This is a genomic window from Photobacterium chitinilyticum, assembly GCF_004104355.1.
Taxonomy (GTDB): Bacteria; Pseudomonadota; Gammaproteobacteria; order Enterobacterales; family Vibrionaceae; genus Photobacterium; species Photobacterium chitinilyticum.
The window spans coordinates 782043-801206 of the sequence record NZ_RJLM01000001.1 but is presented as its reverse complement, the minus strand read 5'-3'; the positions used below and the strand labels follow the sequence as shown (position 1 = coordinate 801206).

14 protein-coding genes are annotated in these 19164 nt (G+C 45.4%); 6 read left to right on the top strand and 8 right to left on the bottom strand.

The annotated features are described in order from the left end of the window. Nucleotides 1–18: 18 nt before the first annotated feature. The 4 genes from EDI28_RS03405 to EDI28_RS03390 all read left to right on the top strand — a co-directional run bounded on the left by EDI28_RS03405 (nucleotide 19) and on the right by EDI28_RS03390 (nucleotide 4676). The gene (locus tag EDI28_RS03405; protein WP_128782409.1) at nucleotides 19–948 is read left to right on the top strand and encodes a M14 family metallopeptidase; all 930 of its coding nucleotides are present in this window, start codon (nucleotides 19–21) and stop codon (nucleotides 946–948) included. Further along, the gene (locus EDI28_RS03400; protein WP_128782408.1) at nucleotides 945–1880 is read left to right on the top strand and encodes a LysR family transcriptional regulator; all 936 of its coding nucleotides are present in this window, start codon (nucleotides 945–947) and stop codon (nucleotides 1878–1880) included. Before EDI28_RS03405 ends, EDI28_RS03400 begins: the two co-directional genes overlap by 4 nt. Before the next feature lie 191 nt (nucleotides 1881–2071). Continuing rightward, on the top strand, nucleotides 2072–3181 hold the full coding sequence (locus EDI28_RS03395) for an NAD/NADP octopine/nopaline dehydrogenase family protein (protein ID WP_128782407.1): 1110 nt from the start codon (nucleotides 2072–2074) through the stop codon (nucleotides 3179–3181). An 88-nt stretch (nucleotides 3182–3269) separates the two neighbouring features. Beyond that, nucleotides 3270–4676 (top strand): YfcC family protein, encoded by a 1407-nt coding sequence (locus tag EDI28_RS03390; protein ID WP_128782406.1) that lies wholly within the window; start codon nucleotides 3270–3272, stop codon nucleotides 4674–4676. A gap of 157 nt (nucleotides 4677–4833) precedes the next feature. On the opposite strand, the gene trpB is transcribed toward EDI28_RS03390, so the two are convergent. After that, entirely contained in the window at nucleotides 4834–6069 is a 1236-nt protein-coding gene (trpB, locus tag EDI28_RS03385) for a tryptophan synthase subunit beta (RefSeq protein WP_128782405.1), read from the bottom strand. A gap of 108 nt (nucleotides 6070–6177) precedes the next feature. Further along, a complete protein-coding gene (locus tag EDI28_RS27150) occupies nucleotides 6178–6390 on the bottom strand; it encodes a hypothetical protein (protein WP_128782404.1) in 213 nt (70 codons plus the stop codon). Between the two features lie 1374 nt (nucleotides 6391–7764). Here EDI28_RS27150 and EDI28_RS03370 point away from each other — a divergent pair. Next, a complete protein-coding gene (locus tag EDI28_RS03370) occupies nucleotides 7765–9219 on the top strand; it encodes a DUF3360 family protein (protein WP_128782402.1) in 1455 nt (484 codons plus the stop codon). A gap of 471 nt (nucleotides 9220–9690) precedes the next feature. On the opposite strand, the gene btuD is transcribed toward EDI28_RS03370, so the two are convergent. From btuD to pheS, 6 genes are all read right to left on the bottom strand, one after another. Continuing rightward, nucleotides 9691–10452, bottom strand: coding sequence for a vitamin B12 ABC transporter ATP-binding protein BtuD (gene btuD, locus EDI28_RS03365; protein ID WP_128782975.1), 762 nt, complete (start codon nucleotides 10450–10452; stop codon nucleotides 9691–9693). An 87-nt stretch (nucleotides 10453–10539) separates the two neighbouring features. Further along, nucleotides 10540–11532: a vitamin B12 ABC transporter permease BtuC gene (btuC, locus tag EDI28_RS03360; protein WP_128782401.1), complete on the bottom strand. Its 993-nt coding sequence runs from the start codon at nucleotides 11530–11532 to the stop codon at nucleotides 10540–10542. A gap of 104 nt (nucleotides 11533–11636) precedes the next feature. Continuing rightward, the gene (locus EDI28_RS03355; protein WP_128782400.1) at nucleotides 11637–12680 is read right to left on the bottom strand and encodes a succinylglutamate desuccinylase; all 1044 of its coding nucleotides are present in this window, start codon (nucleotides 12678–12680) and stop codon (nucleotides 11637–11639) included. A gap of 300 nt (nucleotides 12681–12980) precedes the next feature. Further along, a complete protein-coding gene (gene ihfA / locus EDI28_RS03350) occupies nucleotides 12981–13277 on the bottom strand; it encodes an integration host factor subunit alpha (protein ID WP_075763434.1) in 297 nt (98 codons plus the stop codon). A 473-nt stretch (nucleotides 13278–13750) separates the two neighbouring features. Continuing rightward, nucleotides 13751–16138 (bottom strand): phenylalanine--tRNA ligase subunit beta, encoded by a 2388-nt coding sequence (gene pheT / locus EDI28_RS03345; RefSeq protein WP_128782399.1) that lies wholly within the window; start codon nucleotides 16136–16138, stop codon nucleotides 13751–13753. 18 nt (nucleotides 16139–16156) lie between these two features. Next, nucleotides 16157–17140, bottom strand: coding sequence for a phenylalanine--tRNA ligase subunit alpha (gene pheS, locus EDI28_RS03340; protein ID WP_128782974.1), 984 nt, complete (start codon nucleotides 17138–17140; stop codon nucleotides 16157–16159). A gap of 367 nt (nucleotides 17141–17507) precedes the next feature. On the opposite strand from pheS, the gene EDI28_RS03335 reads away from it, so the two are divergent. Continuing rightward, on the top strand, nucleotides 17508–19016 hold the full coding sequence (locus EDI28_RS03335) for an acyltransferase family protein (protein ID WP_128782398.1): 1509 nt from the start codon (nucleotides 17508–17510) through the stop codon (nucleotides 19014–19016). Nucleotides 19017–19164: the final 148 nt, after the last annotated feature.

Here is a 19164-nt window from a genome sequence, read left to right as displayed (position 1 = left end):
ATAATCTAAGGCAAAGTAATGAGCAGTTCACACCGTTACCCAATTGGAATCTCTGGACAAAAGTGGAGTGATAAGGAAAGAGCGACATGGCTTGATCAAGTCACCATCAAGCGCTCTTATCAAAAAGAAGTGGTCACGAAACTCACCCCGCTTGGGCAGCATTTTGACTTGCTCCAGTACGGCGCACTTTCTTATGACACCGAAAGGTACCCTCTCTTTGCCATTAAAACCCGCAACTGGGATAGCAACAAACCGACAGTCTTAATCACAGGCGGTGTACATGGCTATGAAACCAGCGGTGTTCATGGTGCCATTCAGTTTGCCGCAACCGAGGCTGATAACTACAGCGACACGTTTAATATCGTTGTTGCTCCCTGTGTCAGCCCTTGGGGGTACGAGACAATCAACCGCTGGAACCCCAATGCCGTTGATCCGAACCGCTCTTTCTATCAAAATAGCCCTTCGGAAGAATCTGCTGGGTTAATGCAGTTAGTCGAATCGCTGGGTGGCGATATTCTTGCCCACATCGACCTGCACGAAACAACCGATACCGACGAATTGGAATTCAGACCAGCCCTAGCGGCACGTGACGGCATAGACTACGACAAAGGCATGGTACCGGATGGCTTTTACCTCGTAGGCGATACCGACAACCCTCAAGATCAATTCCAGAAAGCCATCATTGAATCGGTAAGAAAAGTCACCCACATTGCACCACCGGATGGGGAAGGGAAAATCATTGGCGAAGCAATCACCCAAGAAGGTGTGATTAATTACCCAACCAAGAAACTGGGGCTGTGCAGTGGTTTAACAAATTGTACTTTCGGTACCACGACTGAGGTTTATCCTGATAGCCCACGAGTCACTGCACAAGAGTGCAATGATGCACAGGTAGCAGCAGTAAAAGGTGCGCTTGATTACATGCTGAGCGTAACGCAACGCCAATGAAGCTATCCCAACTCAATGCATTCAAAGCGATTGTCGAATGCCAAACTGTCACAGCAGCGGCTGAACGACTGAACCTTAGTCAACCAGCGGTCAGCCGATTACTGTCTGGACTTGAACAACGTCTGGGTTTTAACTTATTTATCCGTAAGGGGAACCGGTTAGTACTAAGCGACGAAGGACAGGCATTCTATCTGGAAGTCGCCAAAGTATTTGACGCGGTTACCGGCCTTGACCATGCAGCCGAATCTATCAGATCCAGCCACTTCGGTAGCCTGAATATTGCGGCAATGCCGTTGCTGTCAAATGCCTATCTCCCGCGCATTCTGGCTACGTTCCTCAAGAATGCACCGAGAATGAAGGTGGGGTTTAAGACCTATCGTTCCGAAGAAGTCATTCGTCGCATTCAGAGCCAGACAACCGATATTGGTTTTGCCTTTGTCGATGAATACCTAGCCGGGGTAAAAGCCCAGAAAATTGAGTGTGAGTGTGTCTGTCTGATCCCCGCTGACAGCCCGCTAGCCAAACGCTCGGTGATAGATATTTATGATATCGCCGACCAAATGCTGATCCGTCATGAGAAAGATGCCATCCAGCGGCGTATTGACGCCCTGCTACGCCGCTACAACCTATCAACCGTTGAACAGATTGAGGTTTCGCTGGCCAGCACTGCAGCAGCTCTGGTACGGGAAGGGATCGGAATAGCCATTACAGACCCTTTTACCGCTCATATGGAAAGTGAGCATCCGCAGGTTGTAATGCGTCCGTTGGTATTTAGCCTCCCCTTCGAGTTCGATATTATCTACCCGGCACTCAAGCCTATTCATCGGCATGCTGAACAATTTATCGAGCAGTTCCTGCTCCTTGCCGACGAACTGGATATTTACCTAAAAATCGGCCCGATGCGTGACCTTGATGAAGACACAGATGCGTAAGCTCACAGATAGCCAGAGACTGGAAATAATGTAACAAGAAGGTATTAATCAATAACTATCAATAATTTAAACCATGCAAAAACAGAGAGTATGATATTTTTGCATGGTAGTTTGCATCTTCGTCATTGGCGCTGAAATCAGGTTCTTCCTTAATCTGAAAACACGAAAACACGTTACAAAAAGGAAGAACTATGACATCTCGTGTATCTGTTATCGGCTCAGGAAATGCCGGACTAACAGCAGCATATCACTTCACGCTTCATGGGGCCGAAGTCTGTTTGTATGGCGCACCAGGATTTGACCAGCCTTTGGCGGATATCGAAAAGCGTGGCGGTATCGAAGCACTACCAAGCTTTAACGATGTGCCGCTGACATATTCAGGTTTTCAAACTATCGATAAAATTAGCCGCGATCTTGAAGAGACCATCGGCTATTCTGACCTGTTAGTCCTACCAGTGCCTTCGTTTGCTCAAGAGCCGTTATTCACTAGCATGTTGCCGTATTTACGTGACGGTCAGATCATCATGCTGATGCCCGGCAACTACGGCTCACTAGTATTAAACCGAATTAAAAACGAACAAGGCTACGGCGATCTTAAGCTCACCTTTGTCGATGCTATTTCTATTCCCTGGGCAACCCGAATTGTCGGTCCTGCCGAACTGGCCATTCTTGGTATGAAAGAGTACCTGCCGGTATCAGCCTTTCCTGCCAGCCAAACTAATAAAGCTATCGAAGCATTGCAATCGGTTATGCCACTACCACTGACACCGCTGGGCAGTGTCATTGAAGCCGGACTGGAAAATATCAATTTCGGTGGTCACCCGCTGCTGACAACGCTCAATATGGGATTGCTAGAAAACTTTGACGGCCAGTTCAACTACTACAAAGACTGCTGTTCAGTCTCGACAGCCAAGGCCGCTGCAGTTATGGAGCAAGAACGCCAGGCAATAGGACAGGCATTTGGCGTAAGTTTGCTCCCGGAGCTAGAGGCGATGAACGCCCTGTATGCCATGGACTGCGAGAGCGTCTACGAGGTAAACCGTACCTCGGAAACACACGGAAAGCTAAACAGTGCCCCCAATTCGGCCAGCAACCGATACATCACTGAGGATGCGGCCTACCTGCTGGTGCCATGCTATGAGCTTGGCCAGTTGGCAGGAGTTGAAACCCCGCTGATCACATCCTGCCTGCATATTGATAACGCCTATAACGATACCGATTATTTTACCAGTGGCAGAACACTGAAAAAGATGGGACTGGCCAATCTGTCACCACAAGAAATTATCGACTTCGTGGCTTAGATTACGTTGCACAGCTTTCGTTGCATCTATTAGAGGTGGTTACCACCCGCACATGGGGCATTTTGCCCCATCTGAAAAGGACATCTGTATGACTAGAATAAAATTTCCCTCTGCCTACACCATTTTGATGTTGCTTACCGTATTGATGGCAGTGCTGACCTGGGTGATCCCGGCAGGACAATATCAAATGGAAAACAACGAAGTACTGGGCCGCATGGTTCCATTGGTGGGCTCATACCAAACTGTCGATGCCAACCCGCAGGGGATCGTTGATGTACTGATGGCCCCCATCCAGGGCTTCTACGATCCGGCAAGCTATGCGGCACGCGCAGTCGATGTCGCCTTGTTTGTCTTGGTTATCGGTGGCTTCTTGGCCGTGGTAACTGAAACCGGTGCGATTGATGCGGGAATAGCGGGCACCATGAAGCGCCTTGCTGGCCGTGAGAAGTGGATGATCCCAATCCTGATGGGTCTGTTTGCCCTCGGCGGTACAGTTTACGGTATGGCTGAAGAAACGATCCCATTTTATGCCTTGTTGATCCCGGTGATGATTGCAGCAGGCTATGACAGCATAGTCGGTGTAGCCATCATCATGGTTGGGGCCGGTATTGGTTGCCTGGGCTCAACAATCAATCCCTTTGCAACGGTTATTGCCTCCAACGCTGCCGAGATCAACTTCATGGAGGGCTTCGCGCTTCGTGCCATTATCTTGGTTCTGGGCTGGTTGGCGTGTGTTATCTATGTAATGCGCTATGCCGAGAAAGTAAAACGAGATCCGATGCAGTCCATTGTCGCTCATCAGAAAGATGAGAACCTGAAGCATTTCCTCCACAGCAAGGAGCAGCAAGCCCCTGAACTTACCGGAAAACGCAAGGCGGTACTGGCTATTTTCGGACTGACCTTTGCTGTCATGATGTGGGGAGTCTCCCTTGCAGGCTGGTGGATGGCTGAACTATCGGCACTGTTTATCGGCTCCAGCATTATTGTCGGCTTCGTTGGTCGACTCTCGGAAGTTGAGATCACCGACAGCTTTGTTAACGGTGCCCGTGACTTGCTCGGAGTGGCCTTGATTATCGCCATCGCCCGCGGTTTAGTCGTCGTAATGGATAACGGTAATATTACCCATACCATCCTCAACTATGCAGAAGGTCTGCTTGGCGGGCTGCATGAAGTCGCATTTATCAATGCTATCTATTGGGTTGAAGCTGTTCTTTGCTTAGTTGTTCCATCGTCTTCGGGTCTGGCAGTCCTGTCGATGCCGGTACTTGCTCCGCTCGCTGACTTTGCCGGCGTGGGACGAGAACTGGTAGTAACAGCATTCCAATCAGCTTCTGGCCTACCTAACCTCGTTACTCCAACTTCTGGTGTGGTAATGGGCGGGCTGGCAATTGGCCGAGTCTCCTACTCTTCCTGGCTGAAATTTATTGGCCCACTGCTTGGCTTCCTGACCGCAATGGTAATGGTATTGCTTAGCCTAGGTGTTGTCTTCAGCTAACAGAGAACCATATACAAGATCCACAACAAAGACTCCACAACGATATTCAAAAGGGTAAACCTCTTTCAATATCAAAACAAAAGCCAGACGATAAGTCTGGCTTTCTCACTCATTTAAGAAGCAACTGGTATCTTTATAGACACCCAATATCTTAACGCTATTTAGTTGTTTTTAATAAAGACTCAATACCATAATCCTTGCCGTAATTCTCTACGACAAAATCAATGTCTTTATCACCCCGGCCCGACAAGTTAATCAGTATTGCCCCTTTCTCACCCTGTTTGGCCAGTTTCAATGCATAAGCCACGGCATGGGCAGATTCAATCGCTGGAATGATCCCTTCACAGCGAGAGAGTTCGAAAAAGGCATCAATGGCTTCATCATCATTCACGGTGCCATATTTCGCCCGACCCGTATCTTTAAGATAACTATGTTGCGGGCCAACTGACGGATAATCCAAACCACTGGCAACCGAGTAGACTTCCTGCGGCTCACCCTCTTCGTCCTTGAGCATATAAGACTTAAAGCCATGCATTACACCCGGCTCACCCAAAGTTAACGTTGCTGCGTGCTCACCTTCTTCGGTTAACGAGCGACCGGCAGGCTCGACGCCATGAAGTGCAACATCGGTATCACCTAGAAATGCGGTAAATAACCCCATCGCATTTGAACCACCGCCAACGCAGGCAACTAAGTTCTCAGGCAGGTTGCCTGTCATTTCCTGAAACTGAACGCGAGCCTCGTTACCGATGATTGACTGAAAATCCCGTACCATCATTGGAAACGGGTGAGGACCAACAACAGAACCTATCGCATATAGCTGATTAATTGGATCTTTAAGATAAGCCTCAAACGCTGCATCTACCGCTTCTTTTAATGTCTTTCGACCGTGGGTGGCCGGAATTACATTGGCTCCGAGGATCCGCATTCGGACGACATTAGGATGTTCTTTGGCAATATCTACCTCTCCCATGTAGATATCACATTCCAGCCCTACCAAGGCTGCGGCGGTAGCAAGAGCCACACCATGCTGACCGGCCCCCGTTTCCGCAATGAGTTTCTTCTTGCCCATTTTTTTAGCAACCAAGGCTTCACCCAAGCAGTGGTTAATCTTATGGGCACCGGTATGGTTAAGATCTTCACGTTTCAGGTAAATAGGGGCGCCATATTTAGCTGACAAGTTTTCTGCATGAAATATCGGACTCGGACGCCCGACAAAATGCTTATATAAGCGTGCAAGCTCGTCCTGGAAAGCCGGATCCTGACGGCACTCGTCATAAGAGGCTGTGATCTGAAGCATTATTTTCTGTAGTTCTTCAGGAATGAAACTACCGCCATATTCACCAAAATAGCCTTCTGCATTCGGCAGAGCATGGTCAAACGTATTCTTCATGGCATTCCTTGTCCTATTCAATGAGTACACCCACCTATCATAAAGGCTTACTGTTACTGATTGAATAGAAACCATACGAGCATCAAGGATAAATGTGATCCCTGTTATTTAGCCTGCTTCGATTAATCTTTCAAACTCTTTAATCTGAGCAGAGCCCGTATCACGCAGCAGCGCTTTGTCGTCAGCATAGAATTGTTTGCCCTTTACAGCTCGCTGGGCATAGATGCCCTTACTAAACAGGTAACCCAAAAGATACGGATTAACCGCTTGCTCAAATTCCGAGAATAGCTTGTCTACTTTTCCGGCTAGCTTTAAAGTCATATAACCACTTCTATCAGTTGAGCAGTCTAGATTGCTCGAAAAAAACAGAGTGCTGCAATTGGTGAAAATGATGGTGTGATTTCTGAACATTTGCCAACTCCTGCATCCAGTCAGCATTTCTCTGCGCAACACAGAAGGCACTGATATGACGAAACAGATCTTCGCTATGATTATGCAATACTGGGTTTATTGTATTCACTATCACATGAGATTCCAGGGCCAGGAATTGAAAGTAACTGTAAGTATGTGAGAGCAACGTGAACGCTTCTTCCTTTCTTCCCAAATTATTCAATATTTCAGACTGATTAATGCAAGCATTACGAAAACCATCCAGCATACATCTGAGCTGACAAGGTCTTGTCCTCTCGCAACTTACAGCATTCTGAATATGGGCGGGTAAATGTGACAACACATCACTATACAAGTAGTGCGCCTCAGGCCAGTGGCCTTGCTGAATCAGTTCTTCTGCCTTTATATAGTGCGACCAACATTGTTCGAGTTTCATCTTTACACCCATCTCTATTACAGAAAGGTATTATTTAAATGAAAATAGCCATAAATGCAAATGATTATCAATCGCCAACCTGCAAGGTAACAACATCCGCCTGTGCCGCATTGACGCTAAACCCCGCGGATAATTCTAGCAACGGATCGCCAACAGCAAGGTTTTGCTGCGCGTAGCAATTTGAAGTACTTGCGCCGTTTGTTGGAAGTTCACACCCTCAGTGGTACTAATACCCAATATCATGGGTGAAACAATATATAGATGAAGGCGTTAAGGCGGGATTAATATAATCGCGTTATTAATCACGCACTAATATATTCAACAAAAGGAATAACACTTAACTGAGTATGAGTAAATTAGAATCTGATACTATTTGTAATAGTAGCTACAATTGTTAATTGCTTGTAATGATTATTAATTAGACACAATATATTAGAACTCATCAATACTATATTCCATTCAAATTAATTCGCAAAACCCAAACAATAAACCACAACCAAAACAGATACCCAAATAATCCTCCACCCACTTAGAAACAATCACCACACAGCCCTTACGTTAACAAACGGTTACCAACACATTACCGGCCAGTTACTCACCATTAGTTTGCACAATTAAAACAAGCAACTATGTAAAATATAAATCATTCAAACCTTAACAAGATAAAAAATAAAACATTTGTAATATAAAAGTTTCTTATGCGCATTCTGTATATATGTTTACGTTGATTATGAGACTTATGTCAAATTACACATCTAAATATATTTCAATGTATATGTAAATATTTCAGACTTATGAGACACCTCTTTAGTAATATAATCATCATTAGCACTACGGTGCATATATCTTATTAATTTTTTGGAGTTGACATGAGTGTAGATCAAGAGACCTACAAACAACGCCGTAAAAAATCTAGTGAATTTGAATCGAGGGCCGCTTATTTAGAGCATGAGCTCTCTATTATGGATCTTAAGCGCTGGCGAGTTCATTTGCCCTTTCGCGATTTTGGTATCGAGATTGAAGACTGGGTACCGGCCATTGCCGCCACCATAGGTAAAGTTGTAATGGTTACCGCCATGGTCGCCGCATTTGCAGCACAATTTGGCCTATCACAAGAATTTGTTGCTGAGAATGTCCGTTTTGAATTACTTATTGCAGGACTTATTTTTGTTGTTTTCTTTTCTGCTATTTTAAATCCATTATCTAATTTAGCAGGCACTCATGGACCAATGATCCCATTGATACCTTTAATTGCAGCAGCTGGAGGGCACCCTCTCGCGTTAGGTATTATGGTAGGTATATTCGGTTTAATATTAAGTGCAACCAAAGGCGGTTCAAGACTCGTTAATTTAACCGGTGAAGGTGTTCGTGGCGGGCTATTAATATATCTCGGTGCTGTTGGTCTTATTGGACAGCTAAATAAATTTGAATCTTGGTCGGTAAGTTCCGGCTTAGATGCGGTTTCATTTATTGTTATTCTTACAACTATTGTTATTTATGCTTATTTAGCTAAAGTAGAGAAACGTTGGCTAGCCATTCCACTTTGCTCATTAATAGCTGGTGTCGTTGCATATATAATGGGTGTACCTTTTGAGTTTGTGACTGAACCAGGTTTACCTAATATGAGTCCATTCTACTGGTGGGGAGAAAATACTGGCTGGCAACTAGGGTGGCCTCAGTTAGAGCATTATATTGCAGTTATTCCTTTTGCAATTCTAGCTGTTGCGATGTGGTCTCCTGATTTTCTAGGCCATCGAGTATTCCAAGAATTAAATTATCCCAAAAGTGCTAAGGGCGCACTGATGAACGTGGATGACACAATGGCTGTGTGCTCTATTCGTCAGATGATCGGTGCGGGCCTAGGGGGCGGTAATTTAGCCTCATCCTGGGGTACTTACATGATCCCGGCAGCCATTGCTAAACGTCCTATTCCAGGAGGCGCATTATTAACTGGTTTGCTTTGTGTCGTAGCAGCAGTATTAGGTTTCCCAATGGATCTCGCCATGTGGGAACCGGTTCTGCGCGTTGCGCTATTAGTCGGCGTGTTCTTGCCTTTGCTGGAAGCCGGCATGCAAATGGTGAAATGCTCGCGTAATTCCCAAAGCGCAGGCATCTGTATGTTTGCCTGTGCACTAGTCAATCCTGTATTTGGCTGGGCGCTAACTATGCTGCTGGATAACCTAGGATTAATCGGCAATAAAGAACGAGCTGAATCTCTGTCACGAACTGATAAACTGATTATTCCAGCCACAGCAGTGATCGTTTGTGTCGGTGCCCTGGCCCTTGTGGGGCAATTGCCGGGTATTCCTGCGCTGTTAGGTTAACCAATACTATGACGTGCAATAGATCAATACACCGATCTATTGCACCTCACGCACTAGAAGCACTGAGAAACACAACAAGCACAAATAAGCATTAAAATGCTTTGAAGCTTTTACACACCTCAGTTGATTAATATGTCCATTTATCTCGGTTAATAATATGCGATTGACAGACATGGATTCAAACCATGCCCTGAGAATACCTAAACAAGGATTGTATTCTTTACTCTTCAACCTAAAATCTTTTTTCTTTCTCATCTACCCGATGCTGCAACTACTGTGCGGCCTGGGCATTGGTATTGGCCTTCTACTCAACTATACGTCTTCTGATGTAACAACAAGCGGCTGTCTTGTTGGACTGGCATTCACCAGTTTTAGCCTGTATTTGTATTTACAAAAAAAATACTACCAGAGCCTTTTAGCATGGTCAGATCCCCGCACAAGCAACGTTGTGAGAATAAACAATAATTCCGCCTAATCGGTAAACAGCAAGCAAGATTTCCCGTCATGCTCAATACGCTGTACACGAGTCACAAATATTTTCTCAAGCTGATCTACTGTCATGACATCTTTAGGCCTGCCTATAGCCACACATGAGCCATTGTTCAATAACAGCACTTTATCAGCTTCTCGCAAGGTACGATTCAAATCATGATTGGCCATCACAACAGCAATCCCCTGTTCGGCCATCATGCGGATCAGCTTGTACATTGCCGCTTCTTGACCAATATCCAATGCCGCAGCAGGCTCATCAAGTAATAACAATTTTGCTTCAGGGTTCAACGAAGGCCAAACTTGGAGACACGCCGCAGCAAGACGCACTCGCTGCCATTCCCCGCCAGATAACTGCTGAGTATTTCGGGTCAACTTATCGGCTATGTTCAAAGCGCTACACACTTTGTCCAGTGCTGCCTGAACAGTATCGGTATCTAGTTCACCAAGTGCTGACAGTGCCAGGGAAAGGTAATGGTAGACGCTGACAGAAAAAGCGGGACGGTCTTGTTGAGCCAAATAACAGCGTAATTTCGCCAATGATTGCAAATCATAATCATCCAAGGATTTACCAAGGAACAGCACTTCGCCTTCTCCCGGAAATAATCCGGATAGCATCGAAATGGCCGTACTTTTACCGCTGCCATTAGGGCCTATCAGGTGAACAATTTCCCCAGCTTCAATCGAGAATGAAACCGGCAGTAATCGTGGTGGCATGGCCAAATTCTTAGCATCTAAAATCATCACACTCTCATTTATTGCTTGTTCTTCTGCTGCCATGTTCTTCTACTATATGGTCTTCTATTACATAGATCATCATCTGGCCGGAGGTTAATCAATTTGAGAACGCAACAGCATCCAGATGAAGACCGGAGCGCCGATACTTGTAATAACAACGCCTACAGGAAGTTCGGCCGATGGCAGGATAATTTTTGATAAGGTGTCGGCAATAGCGAGCAACAATGCACCGCACATAGCTGCCAGCGGCAGCAGAAAGCGATTTTCGGTACCAAGAGCAAGGCGCAATAAATGCGGAACCACAAGACCAATAAACCCGATGACTCCTCCCAAGGCAACAGATGCCCCAACCAGCAGAGAGACAATCAAGATCAAACGCCATCGAAAGGCTGAAACATCGAGCCCTAGCTGCTTTGCCTGCCCTTCGCCCAGCATAAGAAGATCGAGCTTTTTCCCCTGCGAACACAGCCATAACAGTACGGGCAACACCAGCAACAACAATGAGAGCTGTGACCAACTCACGCCTCCAACGCTGCCCATCAACCAGTACATCAACTGCCTGAGGTTGAGATCGTCACTAAAGTAAAAGGCCCAAGTCACTACCGCCCCCGATAAGATCCCAAGAGCTACGCCTATTAGCAGTAACCTTGCCGTTGAAACCTTTCGTCGCCGGGACAGACCAACCAGAATAAGCGTAAAGCACAGCGCTCCAAGCATAGCGGCTAACATTGTCAGCATCGGATTAGGAGCAAAAGGCAAGACAAATAATAAAACAACCAAGGCGAGGCTGGCACCACCGGAAATGCCGAGTACTCCAGGCTCTGCCAATGGATTACCAAGCAAGACTTGCAATACCGCCCCGGAAGACGCCAGAGAAGCGCCTATTGCCAATGCTGCCAACAATCGAGGCATACGCAGCTGGAGTAATAACTGCTGTTCCAAGCTGCCATCAGGCGACCATGGCCAGATAAAGATTTCGCCCACAGAGAGAGAGAAAAAACTAGCAGCCAGCAGCACTATCGTGATCAGAATAAAACTGAATTTCCACCTAGCCTGCTGGCGTAAAATAAGGTCATTTAAATGCATGGGACGAACACGGTAAAAAGAGAGCGTTTACAATACCTTTTCACCAGAGCAATGAAAAGAAGGCCACCGAAAGAATAATCGATAAATAGCCAAACTATCCAGCCTCATTTAACGGTGACTTGTTCACCAAAGCGAACCTCTGTCTTTTTGACCAATAGGCATGCTCGCTGGCCACGCGCAACATTCGGATTAGGGAACACTACCGACTCCCCGCCCTCCAGCGAGAAATACTCAACGCCCTCGTCACTCCCTAGCAATTTACCCTGTTCAAAATAAGTGAAGTTAGCTTGGTTCGCAGGAAAGGTAAATCGGAAAGCATCGGTGTGTTTTACCAAGGTGCGTGTCACTTTATAAACACACAATCTGTCACCTTCCCATTCCATGGCAAGTTCTGGCTCAGTGACTAATGACAACATCGCAGCACTAAAAGCATTGAGGCGTTCTAGATCATTCTCACCAAACTTAGCCACTTTACCGAGCTCCATCGTAAAAGCCTGCGCCCCGAAATATTCCGCGCTATACCAACTGAATGTCGGTGATGGAGAGTTAGACAATAGTGCGGCTTCTATTTTTGCACGCTGCAAAAAAGCAAATAACCGATTACTCCGGGTAGGATTATCACTATGCGGACTAACAGCAAACGTATAGTGATCAGAATCTCGAATGGCGCAATGAAGGTCTAAATGCCAACGATCTTTCGTGCTGGCTTTAGAGCCGGAATAGAAAAAGCTCACCGCCTTTTGCAGTTGGTTGGCAACGATACAGTCAACGTTGCGCTCTTCATTGTGCCCTTTAAAAAGGCGGTTCATATTCTCATCAATAAAGCGAGTATGTGCGTTGATTGCCTCCGGGTGAGCGATGATTAACAGCAAACGATGCGCAGGAATAATATCTCCTTTTACAATTCCTTCTGCCAAACCCTGGATCAGTTCAATAGGGCTGGTTTCATCGCCATGAACGCCTGACGACAGCACGATATCTTTTTTGTTACCGCTTAGGTCTGCCGGTGTCACCTGAAGCACACCACGCATTAACAGCTGGCAATGAACACCAGATGCCATAGTCCATTCACCACGCTCAAATGCTAACGATAAATCAAGAGTCGCTTCAAGAAACTTCCCTTCTTTCACCTGCTGCAGAAACGCCATTTACAACCTCCGTGTCTATACGATTAAACGGTGAGTTGCTGCACAGCACTAAGAGACTTAATCATTTGATATAGAATCAATCGCAGTGGAACCCACCACAACCAATATACAAGCTAGCTACATATTTGTAACGAACTTGTTTCAGAAGAAGATCGCAAAAAAGAACAAACAGAAAGATGTAATGTATGGAAAGCAAATTGTTACAGCGGAAAGGGCCGTGGTCCTTTTAACCCCCTTAAAAAAGAAAACCCAAGTGAGTCTACACATCTCACTTGGGTTCTTTTATCTTACTTAAAACTGCTACTTTTCGATTTCGATACTTTCTACGCGAGCTTTAAGTTTTTGACCTGGGCGGAAAGTAACAACACGGCGGGCTGAAATTGGAATATCTTCGCCCGTTTTAGGGTTTCTTCCTGGTCGCTCATTCTTGTCACGCAGATCAAAGTTACCAAAACCTGATAGCTTAACCTGTTCGCCACTTTCAAGAGCTTTCCTGATTTCTTCAAAGAAGACTTCCACCGTATCCTTGGCGTCCCGTTTGCTTAATCCAACATTCTCAAACAGGTTCTCAGCCAGATCGGCTTTTGTGAGCGCCATAGATAATTCCCTCAAGACTATGTTGAATGGATAACAGATATAAACCAATTTATATCTGCGCGAATTAGTTACGTAAGGAGTAAGCTATTTATCAACGAATCTGTATGCATTTTATATCGCATAACAAATGCCCTTCCTTAACTAGAGACAAGTTTAAGCCAACTTGCTGATTTCCGCCAACTTTTTTAATTAAAGTTATCATCAAATTATTGATTTTTAGTAGCAAGAAAAGGCTAATTGCATGCATACTGTTGTGCTTCAAATTCACACACCCCAAAAATAAGTACTGTTAAATCATAGTGATACCGGATAACTCTCTAAAATAAGACAAAGAATCAGTAAATACCGCTATCTATCAGAATGTTAGATATTTTTAGATATAGATCAAAAAAAAGCAGCCGTTTCCGGCTGCTTTCATAAAACAATGACTTAAATAACAAAAAACTGCCTACCTAAGACATGCCGTTTATCAGTTAGTCACGCAGGCTTGCACCAAAACGATCAGCAAGAGCAGCAACGATCGCTTCAACTGCATTAGCAATATCTGCTTCTTCTAGCGTGCGTTCAGCTGATTGTAGTGAAAGCGCGATAGCAAGGCTCTTCTGACCTTCCTCGACACCTTTGCCACGATAAACATCAAACAGGTTAACACCCGTTAGCAATTCACCACCGTTTGCACGACAAGCATCTACAACATCACCAGCAGCAACATCGTCGTTGACTACGATTGCGATATCACGACGGTTCGCAGGGAACTTAGAAACAGCAACGGCTTCAGGAAGTACACGAGTATTAATCGCATCCCACTCAAGTTCAAACACAACAGTACGGCCGTTAAGGCCAAACTTGCGCTCAAGCTCTGGGTGAACGGTACCAATGACACCAATCTCTTTGCCATCAACAACAATAGCTGCTGTTTGGCCAGGGTGAAGTGCTGGGTGCTTCGCTGGTTTGAAACCAAATGCTACATCGTTAGCTGTTAGTTCAAGAACAGCTTCCAAGTCGCCTTTTAGATCGAAGAAATCAACAGTGTTGCTTTCAATGTCCCAGTGCTCGTCACTACGGTTACCCGCTATAACACCAGCAAGCATAGGTTCTTGACGCATGCCATTTTCAGCAGTTTCACAAGGAATGAAACGTAAACCGTATTCAAATAGACGAACACGTGGTTGCTGGCGCTTCTGGTTGTGAACAACAGTATTTAGCAGGCCTTGGATTAGACCAAGACGCATTGCTGACATGTCTGCCGAAATTGGGAACGGCAGAACAAGAGGCTCAACACCAGGAACAATCAGAGTTTGCTGCTCTGGCTCAACGAAGCTGTAAGTGATCGCCTCGTGGTAGCCACGATCAACAAGAAGGTCACGTACACGCTTAAGCGGTAGATTAGCTTCTTTATGATCGTTCATGCTAAGTGCAGCAACAGGTGCTTGATTTGGAATATTGTCGTAACCATAGATACGGCCAACTTCTTCAATCAGATCTTGCTCAATAGCAATGTCGAAACGCCATGTTGGTGCTGTCGCAGTCCAACCGTCCGCTGTAGTTTCAACAGTCAGGCCTAGACGCTCTAGAATTTCGACCACGTCAGCATCAGCAATATGGTGGCCTAGCAAATTGTCTAATTTAGTACGACGCAGCGCAACGTTGTTCGGCTTAGGCAGCTCAGCTTCAGACTCTACCGCCACAACCGGTGCCACTTCACCACCACAGATTTCAACGATCAGCTGAGTTGCACGCTCCATTGCACTTGTCTGCAACGCATAATCCACACCACGCTCGAAACGCATTGAAGAATCAGTGTGCAAGCCATAGCTACGCGCGCGCCCACGGATGTGGTCAGGAGCAAAGAAAGCACACTCCAGCATGATATCTGTAGTACCAGACATAACACCAGACAGCTCACCACCGAAGATACCAGCGATAGCCAGTGCCTTGTTATGGTCGGCAACAACAAGTGTATCTGCATTTAGCTCAGCTTCTGAACCGTCTAGAAGAGTCAGCTTTTCGCCCTGCTCTGCCATACGGACGACAATACCGCCTCCGATCTTAGAAAGATCAAATGCGTGCATTGGCTGACCTTGTTCTAGAAGAACGTAGTTAGTGATGTCAACAACAGGATCGATAGAACGAATGCCACAACGACGCAACTTCTCTTGCATCCATAATGGCGTTTCAGCTTTAACGTTCACATTCTTAACGACGCGGCCAAGGTAGCGAGGACACGCAGCAGGCGCTTTAACTTCAATCGAAACAGTATCGTCAATTGAAGGCGCAATAGCTGCAACAGATGGCTCTGTTACGTCCACGCGGTTCAGAACGCCCACTTCACGAGCAAGACCACGAATACTGAAACAATCAGCACGGTTCGCCGTTAGATCAACGTCTACAGTCACGTCGTCTAGCCCAAGGAATTCGCGGAAATCCGTACCCAGTACTGCGGTTTCTGACAGCTCAAGGATACCGTCAGACTCAACATCGATACCTAGCTCAGAGAAAGAACAAAGCATACCGTGAGATGGTTGACCACGCAGCTTCGCTTTCTTTATTTTGAAATCGCCCGGCAATACTGCACCAACAGTCGCAACTGCGACTTTGATACCAAGACGGCAGTTAGACGCGCCACAAACGATGTCTAGTAGCTCTTCAGCACCAATATCAACTTTAGTTACGCGCAGCTTGTCGGCATCTGGGTGCTGTTCACATGAAACAACCTGACCCACTTTAACGCCAGTAAATGAACCAGCCACAGGTAGTACGTCGTCTACCTCTAGGCCTGCCATTGTAATTTGATGTGTTAGTTCGTCAGTAGTAACCGCAGGGTTAACCCACTCACGAAGCCATGATTCGCTGAATTTCATTGTGATTAAACCTCTGGATTACTTGAACTGTTTTAGGAAACGAAGGTCGTTCTCGAAGAACGCACGTAGGTCGTTTACGCCATAACGAAGCATGGTTAGACGCTCAACGCCCATACCAAATGCAAAACCAGAGTATTTCTCAGGGTCAATGCCGACACTGCGAAGTACGTTCGGGTGAACCATACCGCAGCCAAGAACTTCTAACCATTTGCCGTTTTTGCCTTTCACGTCTACTTCTGCAGAAGGCTCAGTGAATGGGAAGTAAGACGGGCGGAAACGAACTTCCACTTCTTCTTCGAAGAAGTTACACAGGAAATCGTGCAAGATACCTTTTAGCTGTGCAAAGTTAACGTTTTCGTCAACTAGCATACCTTCCACCTGGTGGAACATTGGCGTGTGTGTTTGATCGTAATCATTACGGTAAACACGGCCTGGTGCGATAAAGCGTAGAGGCGGCTGGCTTTCTTCCATAGTACGGATCTGAACGCCAGAGGTGTGCGTACGAAGCATCAAATCTGGGTTAAAGAAGAAGGTATCGTGATCCGTACGAGCTGGGTGATCTTCAGCAATGTTCAATGCATCAAAGTTGTGGAAAGCATCTTCAATCTCCGGACCAGCTTCAGTGGTAAAACCAAGCTCACCAAAGAAACTTTCGATACGTTCGATCGTACGAGTAACAGGGTGAATACCACCGTTTTCGATACGACGACCAGGCATAGTCACATCAATCGTTTCTGCAGCAAGCTTTGTTTCAAGTTCAGCTCGTTGTAGTGCGTCTTTACGCTCTACTAGAAGGGCCTGAACAGCTTGCTTCGCTTTATTGATTTCCTGGCCAGCGGCACGACGCTCTTCTGGTGGTAGTTTACCTAGCTGTTGTAATTGAAGGGTTAGGTGCCCTTTTTTACCTAGGTACTGAACTCGGACTTCGTCCAGAGCGACTAATGAATCAGCCTGCTCAATAGCTGCCGTTGCGTTGGCAATGATCTCGTCTAGATGTTGCATCATTTCCTCATCCACCCACAGGTGGCGTCCATAAGGGAGATATAAATTCGCGTAACGATACATACTAAAGAAACAAACGTCTAAATCCAAATCGAATCGCAATAAAAAGAGGGAATTGAACAAAAATAATGCCGCTTCGTTAATAGACGGCTTAACACCGTCATAAACAAGCAATCAATCGCGTGAAGTAATGAAAAATGATGAAACATCATGTTCTGGCTTGAATATGAAAAGCAATAAACTAATTATTGCGAACAATATGAAACAATTAGCTTAACCAATGTAAATTGAGTCACATTTAACAAGTTATACAAACCTGACATTAACCATTACATAACCCGAGATTGCGAACTTAGCGGAGTACACAATGAAAAGAGTTTACGCATTTGATAGCCTCAAAGTACTGGCTATCATGGCAATATTCGTCATTCATTACCCAATTTTTTATGCTTACGGTGGCGAAGTCGAAAATTCTATTCATCTCAGTCTGAATATCCTTGCTCGTTTTGCCGTACCGTTTTTCTTTGCCGTTGCAGGCTACCTTTATTATTTCCAAAGCATAAATAACTGTAGAAGTTACACCACACGCTACCTTACCAAACTGAGCAGGATGTATATCAGCTGGACCATGATCTATCTGCTTATTACCGGTATGGTCTACCAATCCTGGTACCCAGTTACATTTTCAGCTCCTTTTTTTTACGCCACTTTCTATCACGGAAATTTAGGTTCTGAGATCATGTGGTTCATGCCAGCACTTATAATTGCTGTACTACTGCAATTTGTTGCCAAGAAGTTCAATCTAAGCTCCGCGTTGTTTGCAATTGCCTGCGCCCTTCATCTTATCGGCCTAAGCGGTCAATCCTATCAGCCCCTCGTTCCATTTGAGATTTTCAACCCGGAAACAAACACCTTCTTTATCAATTCCCGTGATCCGCTCTTTTTTGGTCTTTTCTATGTGACCCTCGGGTACCAACTCGCAAGAGTCAATGCCGTTAGTCTCATCAAGCGGTTTCCATGGCCGGTATATCTGGTAGGGGTAATTTTATTTTCCGGGCTATCGATAGCTGAAGGCATATGGCTCGTCAAAGGATACGGTGGAATTGTTGCCGACTACTATTTAATGACGATACCTGTCACACTCTCATTCATGGCACTCGCTTTAACATTGCCTACGGTAACAAAGCCATCTATTTTCGCCAAAACCGGAGAGCATAGTGGAGAGATTTACCTCAACCATGGCGTACTAAACATTGCCGTAATGTCAGTATTCTGGCATATGGGAGTCTATTCCGATCCCAAAATAAGTGCTTTGGTTGATAATAATTTTGCACTACAAGCTCTTCTCGTCCCTCTCGCTTTTGCGATCAATTTAACGTTATATTTCTCTATCCGTGGCATTTTCCTTGGTTGTTTTGGCAAGCAAACTCTCAGTAACTTCCGTGAATCTGCAATAGTGACCGGTGCATTCTGGTTGCTATTCATTTATACCAAAAACGACCAGGGCGAAAACTTATTCAACAGCCAGAACCCGATGACACTAATTGCCGCCACATCGGTATGCTGCATGGTTTATTATACTTTTCTTCGTTTTCTGTCCTCTTCCCGCGAACAACAGTCAATTCCTATTCTCAAGCATATTATTGTCGGCACAGCAGTTTCTGGTTATTGGATCGCCCTTTCTGCAAGCGGAATTCTGGATTTTCTTACAGGAATTTATCAAATAGAAGCAAACCCGTATATTGCTGTACTGTCTAGCCCATTAATGACTTTTAGCCTGATCTTTATTGTATCAACAGGCATAACGCTAGGCCTTCAAAGGTGGGTATATACGCCAAGCGTAGAGGCAAAAAAACAAGCAAGCCATTACTATTAGAGGCCGTTCAACAACTTTATTCGCTATCCCTTACGGTAGAATTGAATTTAACGCTGAATTAATAATATTAAATTCGGCATGAACTGGAAGAACAAGCCAAGCATCATCTTGGCTTGTTCCGTTTCACTATCGCTGCGAGCCATAACAT